At 51.7% G+C, this 14229-nt stretch carries 18 protein-coding genes; 12 read left to right on the forward strand and 6 right to left on the reverse strand.

The features are described 5' to 3' along the window. Window positions 1-30: 30 nt before the first annotated feature. Window positions 31-579, reverse strand: a complete 549-nt coding sequence (locus tag CJD38_RS06490; RefSeq protein ID WP_161554176.1) for a porin family protein — start codon at window positions 577-579, stop codon at window positions 31-33. A 299-nt stretch (window positions 580-878) separates the two neighbouring features. Here CJD38_RS06490 and CJD38_RS06495 point away from each other — a divergent pair, with 299 nt between their 5' ends. From CJD38_RS06495 to CJD38_RS06505, 4 genes are all read left to right on the forward strand, one after another. Continuing rightward, a complete protein-coding gene (locus tag CJD38_RS06495; protein WP_107939488.1) occupies window positions 879-1088 on the forward strand; it encodes a hypothetical protein in 210 nt (69 codons plus the stop codon). Then, the gene (locus CJD38_RS06500; RefSeq protein ID WP_107939489.1) at window positions 1085-1291 is read left to right on the forward strand and encodes a CsbD family protein; all 207 of its coding nucleotides are present in this window, start codon (window positions 1085-1087) and stop codon (window positions 1289-1291) included. The genes CJD38_RS06495 and CJD38_RS06500 overlap by 4 nt, the downstream gene beginning before the upstream one ends. A gap of 180 nt (window positions 1292-1471) precedes the next feature. Further along, window positions 1472-1645, forward strand: a complete 174-nt coding sequence (locus CJD38_RS18500; RefSeq protein ID WP_170107362.1) for a hypothetical protein — start codon at window positions 1472-1474, stop codon at window positions 1643-1645. An 83-nt stretch (window positions 1646-1728) separates the two neighbouring features. Further along, window positions 1729-2280, forward strand: a complete 552-nt coding sequence (locus CJD38_RS06505) for a ferritin-like domain-containing protein (RefSeq protein WP_107939490.1) — start codon at window positions 1729-1731, stop codon at window positions 2278-2280. 213 nt (window positions 2281-2493) lie between these two features. Here CJD38_RS06505 and CJD38_RS06510 read toward each other — a convergent pair whose 3' ends face one another. Then, window positions 2494-3108, reverse strand: coding sequence for a Crp/Fnr family transcriptional regulator (locus tag CJD38_RS06510; RefSeq protein WP_206362903.1), 615 nt, complete (start codon window positions 3106-3108; stop codon window positions 2494-2496). Between the two features lie 224 nt (window positions 3109-3332). Further along, window positions 3333-4070, reverse strand: a complete 738-nt coding sequence (locus CJD38_RS06515) for a Crp/Fnr family transcriptional regulator (RefSeq protein ID WP_107939491.1) — start codon at window positions 4068-4070, stop codon at window positions 3333-3335. Between the two features lie 221 nt (window positions 4071-4291). On the opposite strand from CJD38_RS06515, the gene CJD38_RS18890 reads away from it, so the two are divergent. Both CJD38_RS18890 and CJD38_RS06525 read left to right on the forward strand, forming a co-directional pair. Beyond that, window positions 4292-4438, forward strand: coding sequence for a lmo0937 family membrane protein (locus CJD38_RS18890; RefSeq protein WP_107939492.1), 147 nt, complete (start codon window positions 4292-4294; stop codon window positions 4436-4438). A gap of 110 nt (window positions 4439-4548) precedes the next feature. Continuing rightward, complete coding sequence (locus tag CJD38_RS06525; protein WP_107939493.1) at window positions 4549-4758, forward strand: hypothetical protein; 210 nt, start codon at window positions 4549-4551, stop codon at window positions 4756-4758. 18 nt (window positions 4759-4776) lie between these two features. Here CJD38_RS06525 and CJD38_RS06530 read toward each other — a convergent pair whose 3' ends face one another. Continuing rightward, the gene (locus tag CJD38_RS06530; protein ID WP_161554177.1) at window positions 4777-5241 is read right to left on the reverse strand and encodes a DUF4124 domain-containing protein; all 465 of its coding nucleotides are present in this window, start codon (window positions 5239-5241) and stop codon (window positions 4777-4779) included. Window positions 5242-5643: 402 nt separating this feature from the next. Then, window positions 5644-5916 carry a hypothetical protein gene (locus CJD38_RS06535; RefSeq protein ID WP_107939495.1) on the reverse strand — a complete coding sequence of 91 codons (273 nt, stop codon included), beginning with the start codon at window positions 5914-5916 and terminating at the stop codon, window positions 5644-5646. Between the two features lie 375 nt (window positions 5917-6291). On the opposite strand from CJD38_RS06535, the gene CJD38_RS06540 reads away from it, so the two are divergent. The 6 genes from CJD38_RS06540 to CJD38_RS06565 all read left to right on the forward strand — a co-directional run bounded on the left by CJD38_RS06540 (window position 6292) and on the right by CJD38_RS06565 (window position 11571). Then, window positions 6292-6573, forward strand: a complete 282-nt coding sequence (locus CJD38_RS06540) for a collagen-like protein (protein ID WP_107939730.1) — start codon at window positions 6292-6294, stop codon at window positions 6571-6573. A gap of 210 nt (window positions 6574-6783) precedes the next feature. After that, a complete protein-coding gene (locus CJD38_RS06545; protein ID WP_436295481.1) occupies window positions 6784-7560 on the forward strand; it encodes a Crp/Fnr family transcriptional regulator in 777 nt (258 codons plus the stop codon). Between the two features lie 11 nt (window positions 7561-7571). Continuing rightward, entirely contained in the window at window positions 7572-9281 is a 1710-nt protein-coding gene (locus CJD38_RS06550; protein WP_107939497.1) for a hybrid sensor histidine kinase/response regulator, read from the forward strand. Next, window positions 9278-10108 (forward strand): response regulator, encoded by an 831-nt coding sequence (locus tag CJD38_RS06555; RefSeq protein ID WP_107939498.1) that lies wholly within the window; start codon window positions 9278-9280, stop codon window positions 10106-10108. The genes CJD38_RS06550 and CJD38_RS06555 overlap by 4 nt, the downstream gene beginning before the upstream one ends. 128 nt (window positions 10109-10236) lie before the next feature. Continuing rightward, on the forward strand, window positions 10237-10623 hold the full coding sequence (locus tag CJD38_RS06560; protein WP_107939499.1) for a DUF4398 domain-containing protein: 387 nt from the start codon (window positions 10237-10239) through the stop codon (window positions 10621-10623). A gap of 3 nt (window positions 10624-10626) precedes the next feature. Continuing rightward, window positions 10627-11571, forward strand: a complete 945-nt coding sequence (locus CJD38_RS06565) for an OmpA family protein (protein ID WP_107939500.1) — start codon at window positions 10627-10629, stop codon at window positions 11569-11571. 349 nt (window positions 11572-11920) lie between these two features. On the opposite strand, the gene metE is transcribed toward CJD38_RS06565, so the two are convergent. Next, entirely contained in the window at window positions 11921-14182 is a 2262-nt protein-coding gene (metE, locus tag CJD38_RS06575) for a 5-methyltetrahydropteroyltriglutamate--homocysteine S-methyltransferase (protein WP_107939502.1), read from the reverse strand. Between the last annotated feature and the right edge of the window lie 47 nt (window positions 14183-14229).

Raw genomic sequence — 14229 nt, forward strand, 5'->3', positions numbered from 1 at the left:
GGTTTTTTATTACCAACAGAACAGCAACGATTAGAAGTTGAACTGTACCGTTGCAGCAATATTATCTACGTGAGTCGAATCCAAACGGAAGCGCTCGTATTCAGCACGCAAATCGATATTGTCAGCCAGTTGGAAGCGCACGCCACCGCCCCAAGTAAAGTCAGTGCCGGTTTCGTTTGCGCTGAGGTTGTTAAATCGATTGTCGGTCTTCCAACGGATCGCGCCCGCTTTAGCATAAGGCGTCACGAAAATACCTGTTGGAATATCGAGAACAAGTCCGGCGGTCCAGCCCGTAGCCTTCACGCGATCGCTGTTGCGATTGGCTGCACCGAAGTCAATGTACTGTCCTTCGATTGAGATCACCGGATTCAATTTGATACCGGCCTGTGCTTTCCAGGAAACACGATTTTCTTCAATGTCGTCGTCATTATTGGTGAAATCTTCACCGTTGATTCGGCCTGCGCCGATACCGCCACCAATATAGACCTGCGGCTGAACCGGTTCTGCAAATGCGCTAACTGAAACTGCGCTAAGAGCGATCAGTAATGTGCCGGGGATTACATGCTTGATAAGTCTCATGAGAAAAGCTCCTGAAGGGCTAGATAAAAAATGGGGATGAGTCTTTAAGTCCCATCGCATGCGGAGAATCTCCTACCGATCAATCTCTTTTCTGTGCGGTGGCATACACAGTGGAAAATTTCATCTCTATTCCTACAATCTTTGTGGAAATATTCGAGTAAATATTTCAACAAAGAATTTTTTTACATTTCCTATGCGTGACAGCGTACCGACCATGAATTACTCAATCGTTAAGGTTTGCCGGTCAATTAATCCCGGGTATCTCGCAATTTCGCGAGTCGTGGGGTTCAGAGGTCACCATGAACAAAACGATTGAACAGCGCGCTGGAAACAGCACTGACAAGTCTCCTTCGAAGTCTCAGGATATTGGGACTGACAAGGTTGCACCAGAAGTAACGCAGCCAAGCAAGACACCTGAAGTCACTCCGACTCCAGTGATTCCAGAAATCATTAACCCAGTCTCACCTACACCAGGTGAAAGCAAACCAATTTTGGAGAAGAACTCATGAGTATCCCAAGCGTTGACGAAATTAAAGGTAAGTGGAAACAGCAAGTGGGCGCCGCCAAGATCGCTTGGGGCAAGCTGACCGAAGACGAACTGCTAAAGCTGGAAGGTCATCAGCAGAAGCTGGCAGGCCTCGTACAGGAACGCTACGCCGTTACGCGTGACGAAGCTGAAAAACAGGTCAAGACTTTCTTCGAGAAGAATTAAGATTTAAGCAGCAAGCCATGGTCACCGTTGTTCCGTCCAAAGCTAGCAACGCGTGGCCATGGTTGCGCCTGAACTATTAGTACAACGTCTATTTATTTGTCGAAGAGTAGTTCAAAAGAATGATCGCGCAGTCGTTATATCGATCTGCGCTTTTTATTGACGATCAGCAGGAGAATTCACATGTCATTCGCAATCTACCTCACCGGCGTTGCCATATTTTTAGGTGGCCTCGTATACGGTGCGATTCTGCTCAATGTTCCGCACCAATGGATTTTTGTCGGCGCTATCATCTTGCTGGGCTTATCGATCATCACCGGCGTCAAGGTCACACGACAGAAAGATCCGACAAGTTGAGTTAGATCCTAATGTGCGACGACGTACCGACAGCGTTTTAGCCTAACGCCAATATTGAGTCTCCAATCTCACTGGCGTTGATCATGAACACAAGCACAAAACCCGCGCTCACTGATATCAAGACCATTCGTGAACAGGCGCGTAGAAACATTGAAGAAGGCGCTGTAACTTCTGGCTACTCGGCTAATCGAGAAGTCGTCATCAAACAACTGAATGATGCGCTCGCGACGGAAATAGTCTGCGTACTGCGCTACCGGCGCCATCACTTCATGGCACGTGGCATTCATGCTCAGGCCATCGCTGCCGAATTCCTGGTCCACTCAAATGAAGAGCAAGGCCATGCAGACATGATTGCTGAACGTATTGTTCAGCTCGGTGGCGATCCGGATTTTTCTCCAGAAAGCCTCACGGTGCGCAGCCATGCCGAATACATCGCTGCTACCAACCTGTCCGACATGATCAAGGAAAATCTCATAGCCGAGCGCATTGCCATCGACAGCTATCGAGAACTGATCCAGTACATCGGCACAGAAGATCCAACCACCAGCCAAATGCTGAAGGGCATCCTCGCCGTGGAAGAAAAGCACGCAGACGAGCTGGCTGACTTGTTGGTGGATTTACCCAGCAAGGTTTAATCGTCCAAGAAAAAACCCGTTGTCGCATGGGCGCAACGGGTTAAATGTGAATCCGGTTGAACCATCGCATCTGGGGGAGACCCGAATTGGTTCCAGGGGGAGACGGATTCTGAGTGATTAGCTCAGAGTTCAGGCTATGCCCTTTAAAACGACCGCTCTGTTCGGCACCCAACATATAAGAAAATAATTGCTCGGCCATTCTCTAGGATATTTTCAGGAGAATAGCTGGGCGTAATCTTGCTTGGCTTCACCGTAGCACTCGCAAGAGGCAGCTTCTAAGCCCTTGCGATTGATGATGCTGATCGCTCCACGGCTATAGCTGATGAGCTGCTTACGCTGCAGGCCACCGGCAGCGATAGTTACCGCGCTCCGGCGAACCCCCAACATGTCCGCCAGAAAGTTATGCGTAAGATGAAATTGCTCTGCATGCGAGCGGTCATGCGTTTCCAATAGCCAACGTGCCAGTCTCGCATCTACCTCGTGGAAGCGTGTACAAGCCGCGCTCTGCGAAAGCTGCGCCATCAACACAAACAGATAGCGTCCAATGATTTTTTGAAGCGCAGGACTTTGCTGCATTTCTTTTCGGAGTTGCACCGCAGACAAGCGCAATGCATCTCCTGCACCCTGCACCTTGCTTTGCAAGGGCACGGTGTTAACACCCAGTATCATCGTGGCGCCCAACATTCCTTCGTTGCCGATCAGTCCCATTTCCAAAGGCGGATGCTTTTGTACTGTGGCAACCAGAGAGAGAAATCCGTTTAATGGAAAGTAAACATGACGGTAAGCTTCGCCCGGCTCACACAGCACGGTTCCAAATTCCAAGTTCACGGGTTCGCAACGCTCAAATACCCGGCGCCGCTCTTTTGATGGCAAAGCACTGATCAAACGATTTGTAACAGATGGCGGTATTGCAACTGGCACATCATTTCTCCGCAGCGGAGGAAAGCCGAAGCAATGGCACGGGATAGAAGCTGAAACTGTCCCGATCCCTCAGTATGCAGGTTCTGTAGCAAAGTGCTCTGTGCGTTAAACCCCAGAGCACCCGGGCTCTCTCAAGCTATTGACGCATTCGCAGAAGTAAGGGTGTAAGGAAGTAGACGATCCGTCTCTTTCTTAACCACTGCGTAGCACTCGCAACTTAGCTTCTCGAGCTTCGGCCGATCCAGCACTGTGATTTGTCCACGGCTATATTCGATGACGCCGAGTTTCTGTAGTTTTCCTGCGGCGTCAGTGACGCCTTCTCTGCGCACACCAAGCATGTTGGCGATCAACTCTTGAGTCATCGTGAGTTGATTGGTCGGTAGGCGATCCAAAGACAGCAACAGCCAGCGGCACAACTGCTGATCAACAGAGTGATGTCGATTACAGACTGCGGTTTGCGCCATCTGCGTGATGAGTGCCTGCGTATAACGCAGCATTAGTAGCAACATCTCGCCATGACGATTGAATTCATCTTTGAGTCGCTGCCCTAACAAGCGATAAGCAAAGCCCGCGCTCTGCACAATCGCGCGACTCGGCGTGCTCTCGCCGCCCATAAATAGTGCGACGCCAATGAGTCCTTCATGACCGACGACAGAAATTTCTGCTGAAGCACCGCTCTCCATCACATAAAGCAAAGAGATGATGGAATCGGTAGGAAAATAAACGTGCCGCATCGCGTCGCCGGATTCATACAAAACCTTGCCCAATGGCATCTCGACTAGCTCAAGGTGCGGTAACAAACGCGTTTGCACTTCAGCTGGCAAAGCAGCCAAGAGACGGTTTTGATGCGGATTATGCGAATGGGGCATTTAGGAGCTGCTCAAAAGGGGTGGAACAAGACCACCAAGAGAGCAGCATACTCTCACCATACTTCTCTATATGTACGATGCCGTACATATCTTTCTTGTGCCGGCCATATAAGGCTTAGCAAGCATTCGGACCGCTTAGGTGCGATGCCGCACAGACCCTCGCTTCCAGTCTGGCCCACTCTAAATGCTCTAACAAACTTTAAATATTCGGAGAGCTCAACATGCTCGCAACAATCGCTATCGTATTACTCGTTCTGTGGGCACTAGGCATGGTGTCTTCCTACACGATCGGTGGATTCATCCATATTCTTTTGGTCGTGGCCATTATCGTCGTCCTTATTCGCGTCATCCAAGGCCGAAGAATCTGATGTAAAGCGCCGTACGTTTTTGATCGCACAGCGATTAACGTACGGCGCCGTACAGACCTTGCCCTGAACAATACGCATCATGGACACGGCCACATTTTTAGGAGCCCGTCATGAATCAGAGCAAACATCCAACTGCCGTAAATAACTCACCGAAGCAGCACATGGCGGTCAATATGTCCGCAAGTGAAATTATCGAAGGCATGTTTAGCGTTTGGCCAAAATCCGAGCCAGTTGAATCAAAACAAGAAGTGCCGACCTCGACCGCCGCTAAAGGCGATGACGATGTCATGAGTACACCGGCCAAGAAAACCAGGCCGTGAGCGCCACGTTTAATGCGGTTATTCCGACGCCTGCTCTACACACCGCTGCATGTTCGCCTCACCACCGCCCTTCACTGCTAGCAATAGATCGACGCTGTTTTTAGCAGTGGGCTCTTCGCGTTGGAATCCACGCTCGCCACAGGAAAACATGCCAGCGAACCTTCCACACATTCTTGCTTCTCGAAGCGCACTCTGGCATCGACGCCGGTTGCTTGCGTCCAGAGCAGATGTTTCGGCTTTATTGGCTCGCAGCACTTTTTGCACGCGTTGGCCTTCAGCATGAGAGTCCATTCTGTTTTGCTTACGGCTCCACGTCGTGGCCGATCGCTCATCAGGCTGAAACTTGGCCAATTTTGCTTCAATGTTTGGACAAGGGTTGTTTTGAAAAGTCAGTTGACCTTGATGATCGACACAGCGATGAATCGGTCCGGCATGCGCAATTGCGCAAGATCCCATCAACAACAACGTGAGCGTGTATTTCATCATGCATTCAAATTACCGAATGCGCGTATAGATATCCGTGCGCCAGCGTTCTTAAGGCGTAATTTATTTTCTTGTGCTCCGCTTGCTGTCTGCCTAATTTTTGCAGGATGCTCTGATCAATCTACCCAATACGCAGGCATCTGGAAGAATCGCTGCGATGATTATTGGGGCGTGCAGATAAAGCCCGCTGATGATGGACTTTATTCAGTGACTTTCTGTGGCTTGTCAGGTTGTCTGGAGCCAGGTGATTGGCTGTTGAATACTGCGATCGTGGATGATCCCGTCTATAAGGTGATTTCACCCACCCAGATTCGCATCACACGCGGCACTCACCCACCGCTTACTTATATTCGTTGTAGCCAAAATCCGGATTGGGCCACGTTCAGCATGGACGTCAGATAGCTAGGGCTCGTACTGTCTGAGAAATATTTCTTCTTCTTTGCTCAACGCACAAAGACACCATGGACGCGGTGTCACTGCGGTTTCAAATACCCTATAGATTAATGCTACCGGCGTTGAAGTCTTAGTCAGATCTTCCGATTTAATCGCATCAGCATTCGCTTCGGAAACTGCTGTCGGCCTCGCGATCTGAGGTGAATGTTCTTGCGCCTGTGCAAGAACAGAAATACTAAAAATAATGCCCGCTGTGACTTTTGAGACTTGGAGCAGAGTCATTGTGAGCTTCTCTGCTCAATGCGCCATAGCTTGCGCAATGCTGTAGGCACTGCCGGCTGCGAGTATCAAACCCACAAACGCCACCCGGGCCACTGCGCTTGTGCGTTGGCCAAATCCCTCAAAACCTAGCGCCGCCCATAGAAGCATCGGCACTGCCAGCACAAAGATAAGAATAATCATGGCAGCTCAACTTCAAGAATAGGAAAACCTTGAGCCAAGCCTGAGTCCTAAACTGAATTTGTTCTGTTCTGTTTCGTACAAAGCGAGAAATATCTTTAGGCACTGATGAACGTGCCCTAGCGAACAGAGAACTGAGAATTGGCTGCCGACAATGGCGCAGGCAGCTTTGCCCCACCCATGAATGTAGGTGCAGACATGAAATATGCAATTCCTTTAGCAATCGTGATGGCACTTGGACTGAGTGCTTGTGACCGCCCGGCTCCAACGCCAATAGTGGTGACCCCAGCTCCTGTTCCGGGACCAGCTGGTCCACAAGGCGCTCCAGGCGACCAAGGTGCCAGAGGCAATTCCGGAGAACAGGGCATGACCGGCGATCAGGGTAATCAGGGCAACACTGGCTACACGGGCGCACAGGGCACTCAAGGTAAAACTGGCGAAAACGGCACGACCATCGTGGTTGTACCGCCAGCAGAATAAGCAGACCCAACCCATAAGGTGCGACGGCACCTTATGGGCTTGGCCGTAGATCAATTCATTCCTTTGAAGATTGCTTCAGTCGTGCCAAATGCCGTCTGTACGGTAGCCCACAGAAGAATCAGCCTATGCACCTCACACTGTCTTATCGGCGTGTTCGAGCAACTCTGATGGCTGCAACAACTTGGCTCTTTTGTCCTACGGGAGAATCAATTGCCAGTTGTGTTGCAAGGGCAGGAAGCCCATCGCGCTGTCGTCTCAAAAACAGCGTCACTGCTGACACCCAGCCCCCTCCAAAATCATCTTCTCGCCGCACTCCCCGCGAATGAGTTCAGACAGCTGGCGTCACATCTCGAACAAGTTCCGATGCGCTTAGGCGAGGTTCTGTGCGAATCCGGCTCGCCAATGCAGCATGCTTACTTCCCCACTACCTCAATCGTCTCTCTGCAATACGTCATGGAGAACGGCGCCGCCGCGGAGATCGCAGGCGTCGGCAACGAAGGTATGTTGGGCATATCGTTGTTCATGGGCGGCCTCACCACACCCAGCAGAGCGTTAGTACAAACCGGCGGCATCGGTTACCGCTTACCCGTCAAAGTTCTACTTGAACAATTCCATCGTGACGGTCCCATCGCGCGTCTTTTACTGCGCTACACCCAAGCCCTCATCACGCAAATTGCTCAAACCGGCGCATGCAATCGCCATCACTCGATGGAGCAACAACTGTGCCGATGGCTGCTGCTCACACTGGATCGCATGCCCACGAATGATTTAGTGATGACGCAGGAATTGATCGCCAGCATGCTTGGCGTGCGTCGAGAGAGCGTGACTGAAGCAGCCGGAAACCTTAAGCACAAAGGCGTTATTAGCTATCGCCGCGGCCACATCACCGTTCTGGACCGCGCCGGTTTGAACTCGCATGTTTGCGAATGTTACGTCGTGGTTAAAACTGAATTTAATCGTTTGCTCCCCGATGCACCGCACCACTGAAGACCAGAATCATGTCCGAATCCACTATCTCGCTCAAGAATTCCACCAACTCCAGCGCGGCCGAAAACGTAAGCGAATCTCTGCGGCAGGAAGCGTTGCTGAAAACCGGAGCCCTACAGAATGCAATTCTGACCAGCGCAAACTTCTCCATCATCGCCACCGATGAGAAAGGCATCATCCAGTTATTCAATGTCGGTGCGGAACGCATGCTGGGTTATTCGGCTGCTGAGGTAGTCAACAAGATCAAGCCCAGCGACATGCACGATCCAGAAGAAGTGATGGCGCGTGCAAAGTCATTGAGCTTGGAACTTTCAGCCACGATCACCCCGGGCTTTGAAGCGCTAGCGTTTAAGGCCTCACGCGGCATCGAAGATAGCTACGATCTGACTTATATCTGTAAAGACGGCAGCCGCTTCCCTGCAGTAGTTTCGATCACAGCATTGCGTGACGACTACGATGATCTGATTGGATACCTGCTGATTGGCGCGGATAACTCCGTACGCAAGCAGATCGAGGATGAGCTCAATAGCGCTAAAGCGGTTGCTGAAAAAGCCAACCTCGCGAAATCAGATTTCCTTTCCAACATGAGCCATGAACTGCGCTCGCCGCTGAACGCGATTCTCGGCTTTGCTCAGTTGATGGAGTCTGATCCGGTCCCACAAACGCCATCTCAGAAAGAAAGCACCGGGCAAATTCTTCAAGCAGGCTGGTATCTGTTGGATCTGATCAACGAAATTTTAGATCTGGCCTTAATTGAGTCTGGAAAGTTGCTGCTGTCGAAAGAGCCAATGTCGCTCGACGAAGTGTTGATCGATTGCCAATCAATGATCGAACCGCAGGCGCAAAAGCACGGCATCACGATGAACTTTTACAACCTACAAGAAACTTGCTTTGTACATGCTGACCGTACGCGCGTTAAGCAGGTCTTGATCAACCTTCTGTCCAATGCCATCAAGTACAACAATGCTGGCGGAACAGTCATCGTTGATTGTGCTGTGAAATCTCCTGAGCGAGTGCGGATTAGTGTTACGGATTCGGGCCACGGGCTCACGCAGGAAAAGATGGAGCAACTGTTTCAACCATTCAACCGACTCGGACAAGAAAACAGTGGCGAAGAAGGAACGGGAATAGGCCTGGTAATGACCAAACGTCTGGTGGAGTTAATGGGCGGAACGATTGGCGTTCAAAGCACCATTGGGAAAGGCAGTGTTTTCTGGGTTGAATTAGTTCGAGCAGCGGAACCGCTGCTAAACGAACCGCTCATTGCAGAACAAGAACAACCAATATCAATCGCAGAGCACAATGCTGCGACTCGCACGATCCTCTACGTGGAAGACAACCCGGCCAATCTCAAATTAGTCGAACAACTTATTGCCCGACGTCCAAGCACACGTCTATTAAGCGCGGGTGACGCCACCCTAGGCATCAAGATCGCGCGTGAGCAACTGCCTGAATTGATCTTGATGGACATCAACTTGCCGGGCATCAGCGGCATCCGCGCGCTGGCAATCTTGCGTGATGATCCGGTAACAGAACACATCCCGGTTATTGCAATCAGTGCCAACGCAATGCCCCATGACATTCGCAAGGGATTAGAAGCCGGGTTCTTTCGCTATTTGACCAAGCCGATCAAAGTTGATGCGTTCATGGCCGCACTCGACGAAGCCTTGGAATTCACCAGCGCAAGGGCTGAAGACACAAAAGACTTAACAGCCCGATGATCAACGCCGCCGATATTCTGAATGCCAAAATCCTGATCGTTGATGATCTGGAAGCCAATGTGCGCTTGCTGCACCAAATGCTAGATACCGCGGGCTATACCCGTGTCTCCTCCACGATGGATCCGACTGAAGTTTGCGAGCTGCACCGCAAAAACCACTATGACTTGATCCTGCTCGATCTATTGATGCCCGGCATGGATGGGTTTGCTGTATTGGAAGGACTCAAGACGATTGAGACCGAGCGCTATGTTGCTGTTCTGGTGATTACTGCTCAGCCCGGCCATAAATTGCGAGCGTTGCAAGCGGGCGCCAAAGATTTCATCAGCAAGCCTTTTGATTTGGTTGAAGTGAAAGCACGCATACACAACATGCTGGAAGTTCGCCTGTTGTATCAGCAGATCGAAAACCACAATTTGGTGCTGGAACAAACCGTACTTGAGAGAACTGCCGAACTGCGTGCAAGCGAAGAACGCTTTCACCGCCTCACAGAATTATCTTCTGACTGGTATTGGGAACAGGATGTGAACGGACATTTTACTAATGTGTCCGGCCCAGCAATGGAAATGCTTGGCATCCGTGGGGAAGGCGTAGCGCACACGCAAACAGATGCACAAGGAGTTCGATGGAACGAAATTGAACTCGCCGCTCTTGAGGCCAATATTGCGGCCCGAAAGCCATTTCTGGATTTTGTTTACAGCAGAACCAATGCCGACGGCTCGCTGCAATATTTTCAAGTGAGTGGAGAGCCGATCTTTGATCGATCTGGCCATTACTCTGGTTATCGTGGCATTGGCATGGACGTCACTGAGCGAATGCGCAAGAAGTAGCGCTATGTACGCTTACACACGGACACCTTAATGGCTTGAGCGTAAAACTAAGCTCAACGAATCGGCGGCGAGTTTCGCCCCCAATCCGATATCGCGCTAAGTCCGCGCAAGCATTTAAGGAGTTCACCATGAAACTACACCTCGTCCCCCTTCGCGTTCTATTGATGGGCGGAGTACTCGCTCTTGCCGCTTGCGCTAGCACCCCACAGCCACCACTTGACACCCTACAGGCTGCAGACATTTCTGTAGCCAGCGCTGAAAAAGAAAGCGGCGCTGAATTTGCTCCGCTTGAAATGCGTACTGCCCGTGAAAAGTTGGCCGCCGCACACGCCGCCGCCTTGAAGAAAGATGACAAAGATATGACCGAGTCACGTCGCCTTGCTGATGAAGCACGCGCCGACGCTGATCTGGCCACATCAAAAGCACGCCTCGGCAAAGCCAATGCAGTGAATCAAGAACTGCAAAAGAATGGCAAGGCGCTGCGCCAAGAAACACAACGCAATACGGGAGGCTAAACCATGAAATTTAATAATATGAGCAGCGTCATTCGCAGCACCTTCTTGGTTGCCGTTATCGGCAGCACGGGCGTACTGCTAGCATCTTGTGCAGGACATGAAACGAAAGACCCGGGTGTTACCCGCGTTCGCGCCAATCTGACTGAGTTGCAATCTGATCCAAAGCTGGCAAACCGCGCACCCGTAGCGATGAAAGATGCTGCAGATGCCGTTTCTCAAGCAGAGCAAGAACAGAAAGACCCTTCAGTAACCGCGCATCTGGTTTATCTGGCGGATCAGAAGATCAATATCGCAAGAGCCAACGCTCAAACCAATTTCACTGAAGAGCAACGCAAAGCGCTCAGCGAACAGAATAGTCAGATCCAGTTGGATGCCCGCACACGCGAAGCAGATTCTGCCAAGCGTGCAAACAACATGCTGCAGGCAGAAAATGATGCGGCCGCTATCAAGAGCAGCGAGCTGAAATCTCAGGCTGACAACGCCAACATGAGAAACAACCAGCTACAAGCACAAAGCGACAGCATCAATCAAAAGAATGATGCTCTTCAGGCGCAGTTGCTGGCACTAGAAGCGAAGAAAACAGATCGCGGCATGGTATTAACGCTAGGCGACGTTCTGTTCTCTACGGGTCGCTCTGATCTCAAAGCAGGCGGTGCTTCCAAGCTGAATCGCTTAACGACTTTTCTCGCACAGGCTCCAGATCGTACTGTACGCATCGAAGGTCATACCGATAATCGTGGCGGCGAAGCGTTGAATCAGGCGCTGTCACAGCGTCGTGCGGATTCAGTTGCGGCTTATCTCACCGGTCATGGAATTGATGCCCAGCGTGTTACGGCTGTCGGTTCGGGTTACAACTCGCCGATTGCGGATAACAAAACTGAAGCTGGTCGTCAGGCTAATCGTCGTGTCGAAGTGATCATTTCGAATCCGGCGGTTGCAGCACGATAAGTCAGTGTTAAGCGTCAAAATGGTTTGACGCCGCAGAACAACAAAAAAGCCCAGAGTGATCTGGGCTTTTTTATTTTCTGGAACTACTCTCCGCGCATACAGCACGAGCAAAATCCTGCCACGTGATACTCGGCATCAAACATTGGCAGCTCTGCAGCGAAATCTTGCTTCTTGCCATACATTTGAATGACCGAACTCTTCTGCGCAAGTGAGCTTTCCACAGCTCTCTCCACTCGTATCGACTGCTCATTCTCTACTGACATGACTTGCCTCATATGTAAGGTGATCAGACCTTTCTTGATCACACCGCTCTTTGCCCCGCGACTGGATTTAGCAAAATGAAACATGGCTAGGTCAAGGTCGCGCGCATTTCTTTTGCAGTTGCCACCATGCGCTCCAGCGCTGCTTCGGTTTCTGGCCAAGCACGGGTCTTGAGCCCGCAGTCTGGATTCACCCAAAGACGTTCAGCCGGAACTACCGCCAGCGCACGTTGCAACAGCGTCTTCATTTCATCTGCTGCTGGCACACGCGGCGAGTGAATGTCGTAGAGGCCCGGGCCGATGTCATTCGGATATTTGAACTCGGCAAAGCCATCAAGCAGCTTCATGCGAGCGCGTGAAGTTTCGATGGTGATGACGTCAGCATCCAGCGCCGCAATCGACGGCAGAATATCGTTGAACTCCGAGTAGCACATGTGCGTGTGGATCTGCGTTTCGTCACGCACACCAGAAGCAGTAATGCGGAAGGCGCGAACCGCCCAGTCGAGATACTCCGGCCAATCGGCTTTCTTCAACGGCAGACCTTCGCGGATTGTTGGTTCATCAATCTGAATCACCTTGATACCCGCGGCTTCGAGATCAACAACTTCATCACGCAGCGCGAGCGCCAACTGCAAAGCAACATCACGCTTCGGCAGATCATCGCGCACGAAACTCCAGAACAGCATCGTCAGTGGGCCGCTGAGCATGCCCTTCATCGGCTTCGTCGTCAGGCTCTGCGCATACTTCGTCCACTCGACCGTCATCGCCTTGGGGCGTGAGACATCACCGTAAATCACTGGCGGTTTCACGCAGCGTGAGCCATAGCTCTGCACCCAGCCAAGCTGAGTGAAGGCGTAGCCGTCCATCTGCTCGCCGAAGTACTCAACCATGTCATTGCGCTCAGGCTCGCCATGGACGAGCACATCGATGTCGAGCTGCTCCTGCTTGTCGACTACAAATTTGATCTCGGCTTTCATTGCAGCGATGTAATCCGCTTCACTGAGCTTGCCCGCTTTGAATGAAGCACGTGCATTTCGGATTTCCGCCGTCTGCGGGAAAGATCCGATTGTCGTCGTTGGCAGCTTTGGCAAATTAAGAACTGCTTGCTGGGCCGCGATGCGCTTGCCAAACACTGACTGGCGTTCGGTATCGCTGTCCTTCAACGCCGCAACACGCGCACGAATATCCGCGCGCTTGGTGCTCGGCGCATTGCGGCGATCTTCAATCGCTTTCGCAGCCACCTGAAGTTCTTTCCACACACCCGCTTCGCCTTCATTCATGGCGCGCTTGAGTAGTGCCAGTTCATCGAGCTTCTGATTAGCGAATGCCATCCAGTTCTTGATACGCGGATCAAGTTTTGTTTCCTGCGCCAAATCGTGCGGGACATGCAGCAATGAGCTTGACGCAGAAATCCACAGACGTTCGCCAAGCACGGCTTTGATTTCGTGCAGCGTCGTTAATGCTCTGGCCAGATCGCTGCGCCACAAATTACGTCCATCAATGACGCCAGCAGACAGCACCTTGTTCTCAGGCCAATCTTTCAGGAACGCATCAAGCTGTGCGGGTGCACGCACCAAATCGAGGTGCAGGCCATCAATCGGAATTCTCTTCAGCAACTCCGCATGCGCAGAGACATCGCCGAAGTAAGTGGCGAGCAGAACTTTGGAACCCGCTGTGCAGAGTTCGCGGAACACTATTGGATATGCAGCCAGCCAATCCTGTGGCAGATCGAGCGACAGAATCGGTTCATCAATCTGCACCCACTCCACGCCCTGCGCTTTCAGATCGCCGAGCAGCACCCAGTAAGAATTGAGCAGCGAGGACAGCAGCGTGAGTTTGTCGAAGCCCGCTTCTGCAGAGGACAGCCATAGCCACGTCAGCGGCCCTGGCAGCACAACTTTCACCGCGTGCCCCAGCTCGCGTGCTTCGCTCACTTCTGGCAACAGCCAATCACGATTCAGCTTGAACTGCGTTTCGGCACCAATCTCAGGAACGAGATAGTGGTAGTTAGTGTTGAACCACTTCTTCATCGCCAACGCCGGTTGTTGCGGGGTGCCGCGAGCCATTGCGAAATAGCCGGACAGATCGACGCTGGTTAGATCGAAACGTTTGGGTGCGGCACCGAATAAGGCCGTGACGTTGTGCAAGTGGTCGTAGAACGCGAAATCACCCACTGTCACGTAATCGAGGCCCGCAGCTTTCTGCAGATCCCAATGACGACGACGTAGTTCTTTCGCCGTTTCTTTTAGGCCGGCCTGATCAAGCGTGCCTTTCCAATGCGCCTCGGTAGCTGCTTTAAGTTCGCGGCGAGCGCCGATGCGGGGGAAGCCGAGGATGTGAGCGGTAGACATGTGCGAAACCCGATTTGGACAGGCGCGCATGCTCGGTTACGGTCATG

It is taken from the genome of Stenotrophobium rhamnosiphilum (assembly GCF_003052265.1).
GTDB lineage: Bacteria > Pseudomonadota > Gammaproteobacteria > Nevskiales > Nevskiaceae > Stenotrophobium > Stenotrophobium rhamnosiphilum.

Coding starts and splice junctions, on each gene's coding strand:
- CJD38_RS06535 (WP_107939495.1), bottom strand. CDS start 5,916: ATGACTCTGCTCCAAGTCTCAAAAGTCACAGCGGGCATTATTTTTAGT.
- CJD38_RS18890 (WP_107939492.1), top strand. CDS start 4,292: ATGCTCGCAACAATCGCTATCGTATTACTCGTTCTGTGGGCACTAGGC.
- CJD38_RS06525 (WP_107939493.1), top strand. CDS start 4,549: ATGAATCAGAGCAAACATCCAACTGCCGTAAATAACTCACCGAAGCAG.
- CJD38_RS06540 (WP_107939730.1), top strand. CDS start 6,292: ATGAAATATGCAATTCCTTTAGCAATCGTGATGGCACTTGGACTGAGT.
- metE (WP_107939502.1), bottom strand. CDS start 14,182: ATGTCTACCGCTCACATCCTCGGCTTCCCCCGCATCGGCGCTCGCCGC.
- CJD38_RS06555 (WP_107939498.1), top strand. CDS start 9,278: ATGATCAACGCCGCCGATATTCTGAATGCCAAAATCCTGATCGTTGAT.
- CJD38_RS06500 (WP_107939489.1), top strand. CDS start 1,085: ATGAGTATCCCAAGCGTTGACGAAATTAAAGGTAAGTGGAAACAGCAA.
- CJD38_RS06515 (WP_107939491.1), bottom strand. CDS start 4,070: ATGCCCCATTCGCATAATCCGCATCAAAACCGTCTCTTGGCTGCTTTG.
- CJD38_RS06505 (WP_107939490.1), top strand. CDS start 1,729: ATGAACACAAGCACAAAACCCGCGCTCACTGATATCAAGACCATTCGT.
- CJD38_RS06565 (WP_107939500.1), top strand. CDS start 10,627: ATGAAATTTAATAATATGAGCAGCGTCATTCGCAGCACCTTCTTGGTT.
- CJD38_RS18500 (WP_170107362.1), top strand. CDS start 1,472: ATGTCATTCGCAATCTACCTCACCGGCGTTGCCATATTTTTAGGTGGC.
- CJD38_RS06490 (WP_161554176.1), bottom strand. CDS start 579: ATGAGACTTATCAAGCATGTAATCCCCGGCACATTACTGATCGCTCTT.
- CJD38_RS06530 (WP_161554177.1), bottom strand. CDS start 5,241: ATGAAATACACGCTCACGTTGTTGTTGATGGGATCTTGCGCAATTGCG.
- CJD38_RS06560 (WP_107939499.1), top strand. CDS start 10,237: ATGAAACTACACCTCGTCCCCCTTCGCGTTCTATTGATGGGCGGAGTA.
- CJD38_RS06495 (WP_107939488.1), top strand. CDS start 879: ATGAACAAAACGATTGAACAGCGCGCTGGAAACAGCACTGACAAGTCT.
- CJD38_RS06550 (WP_107939497.1), top strand. CDS start 7,572: ATGTCCGAATCCACTATCTCGCTCAAGAATTCCACCAACTCCAGCGCG.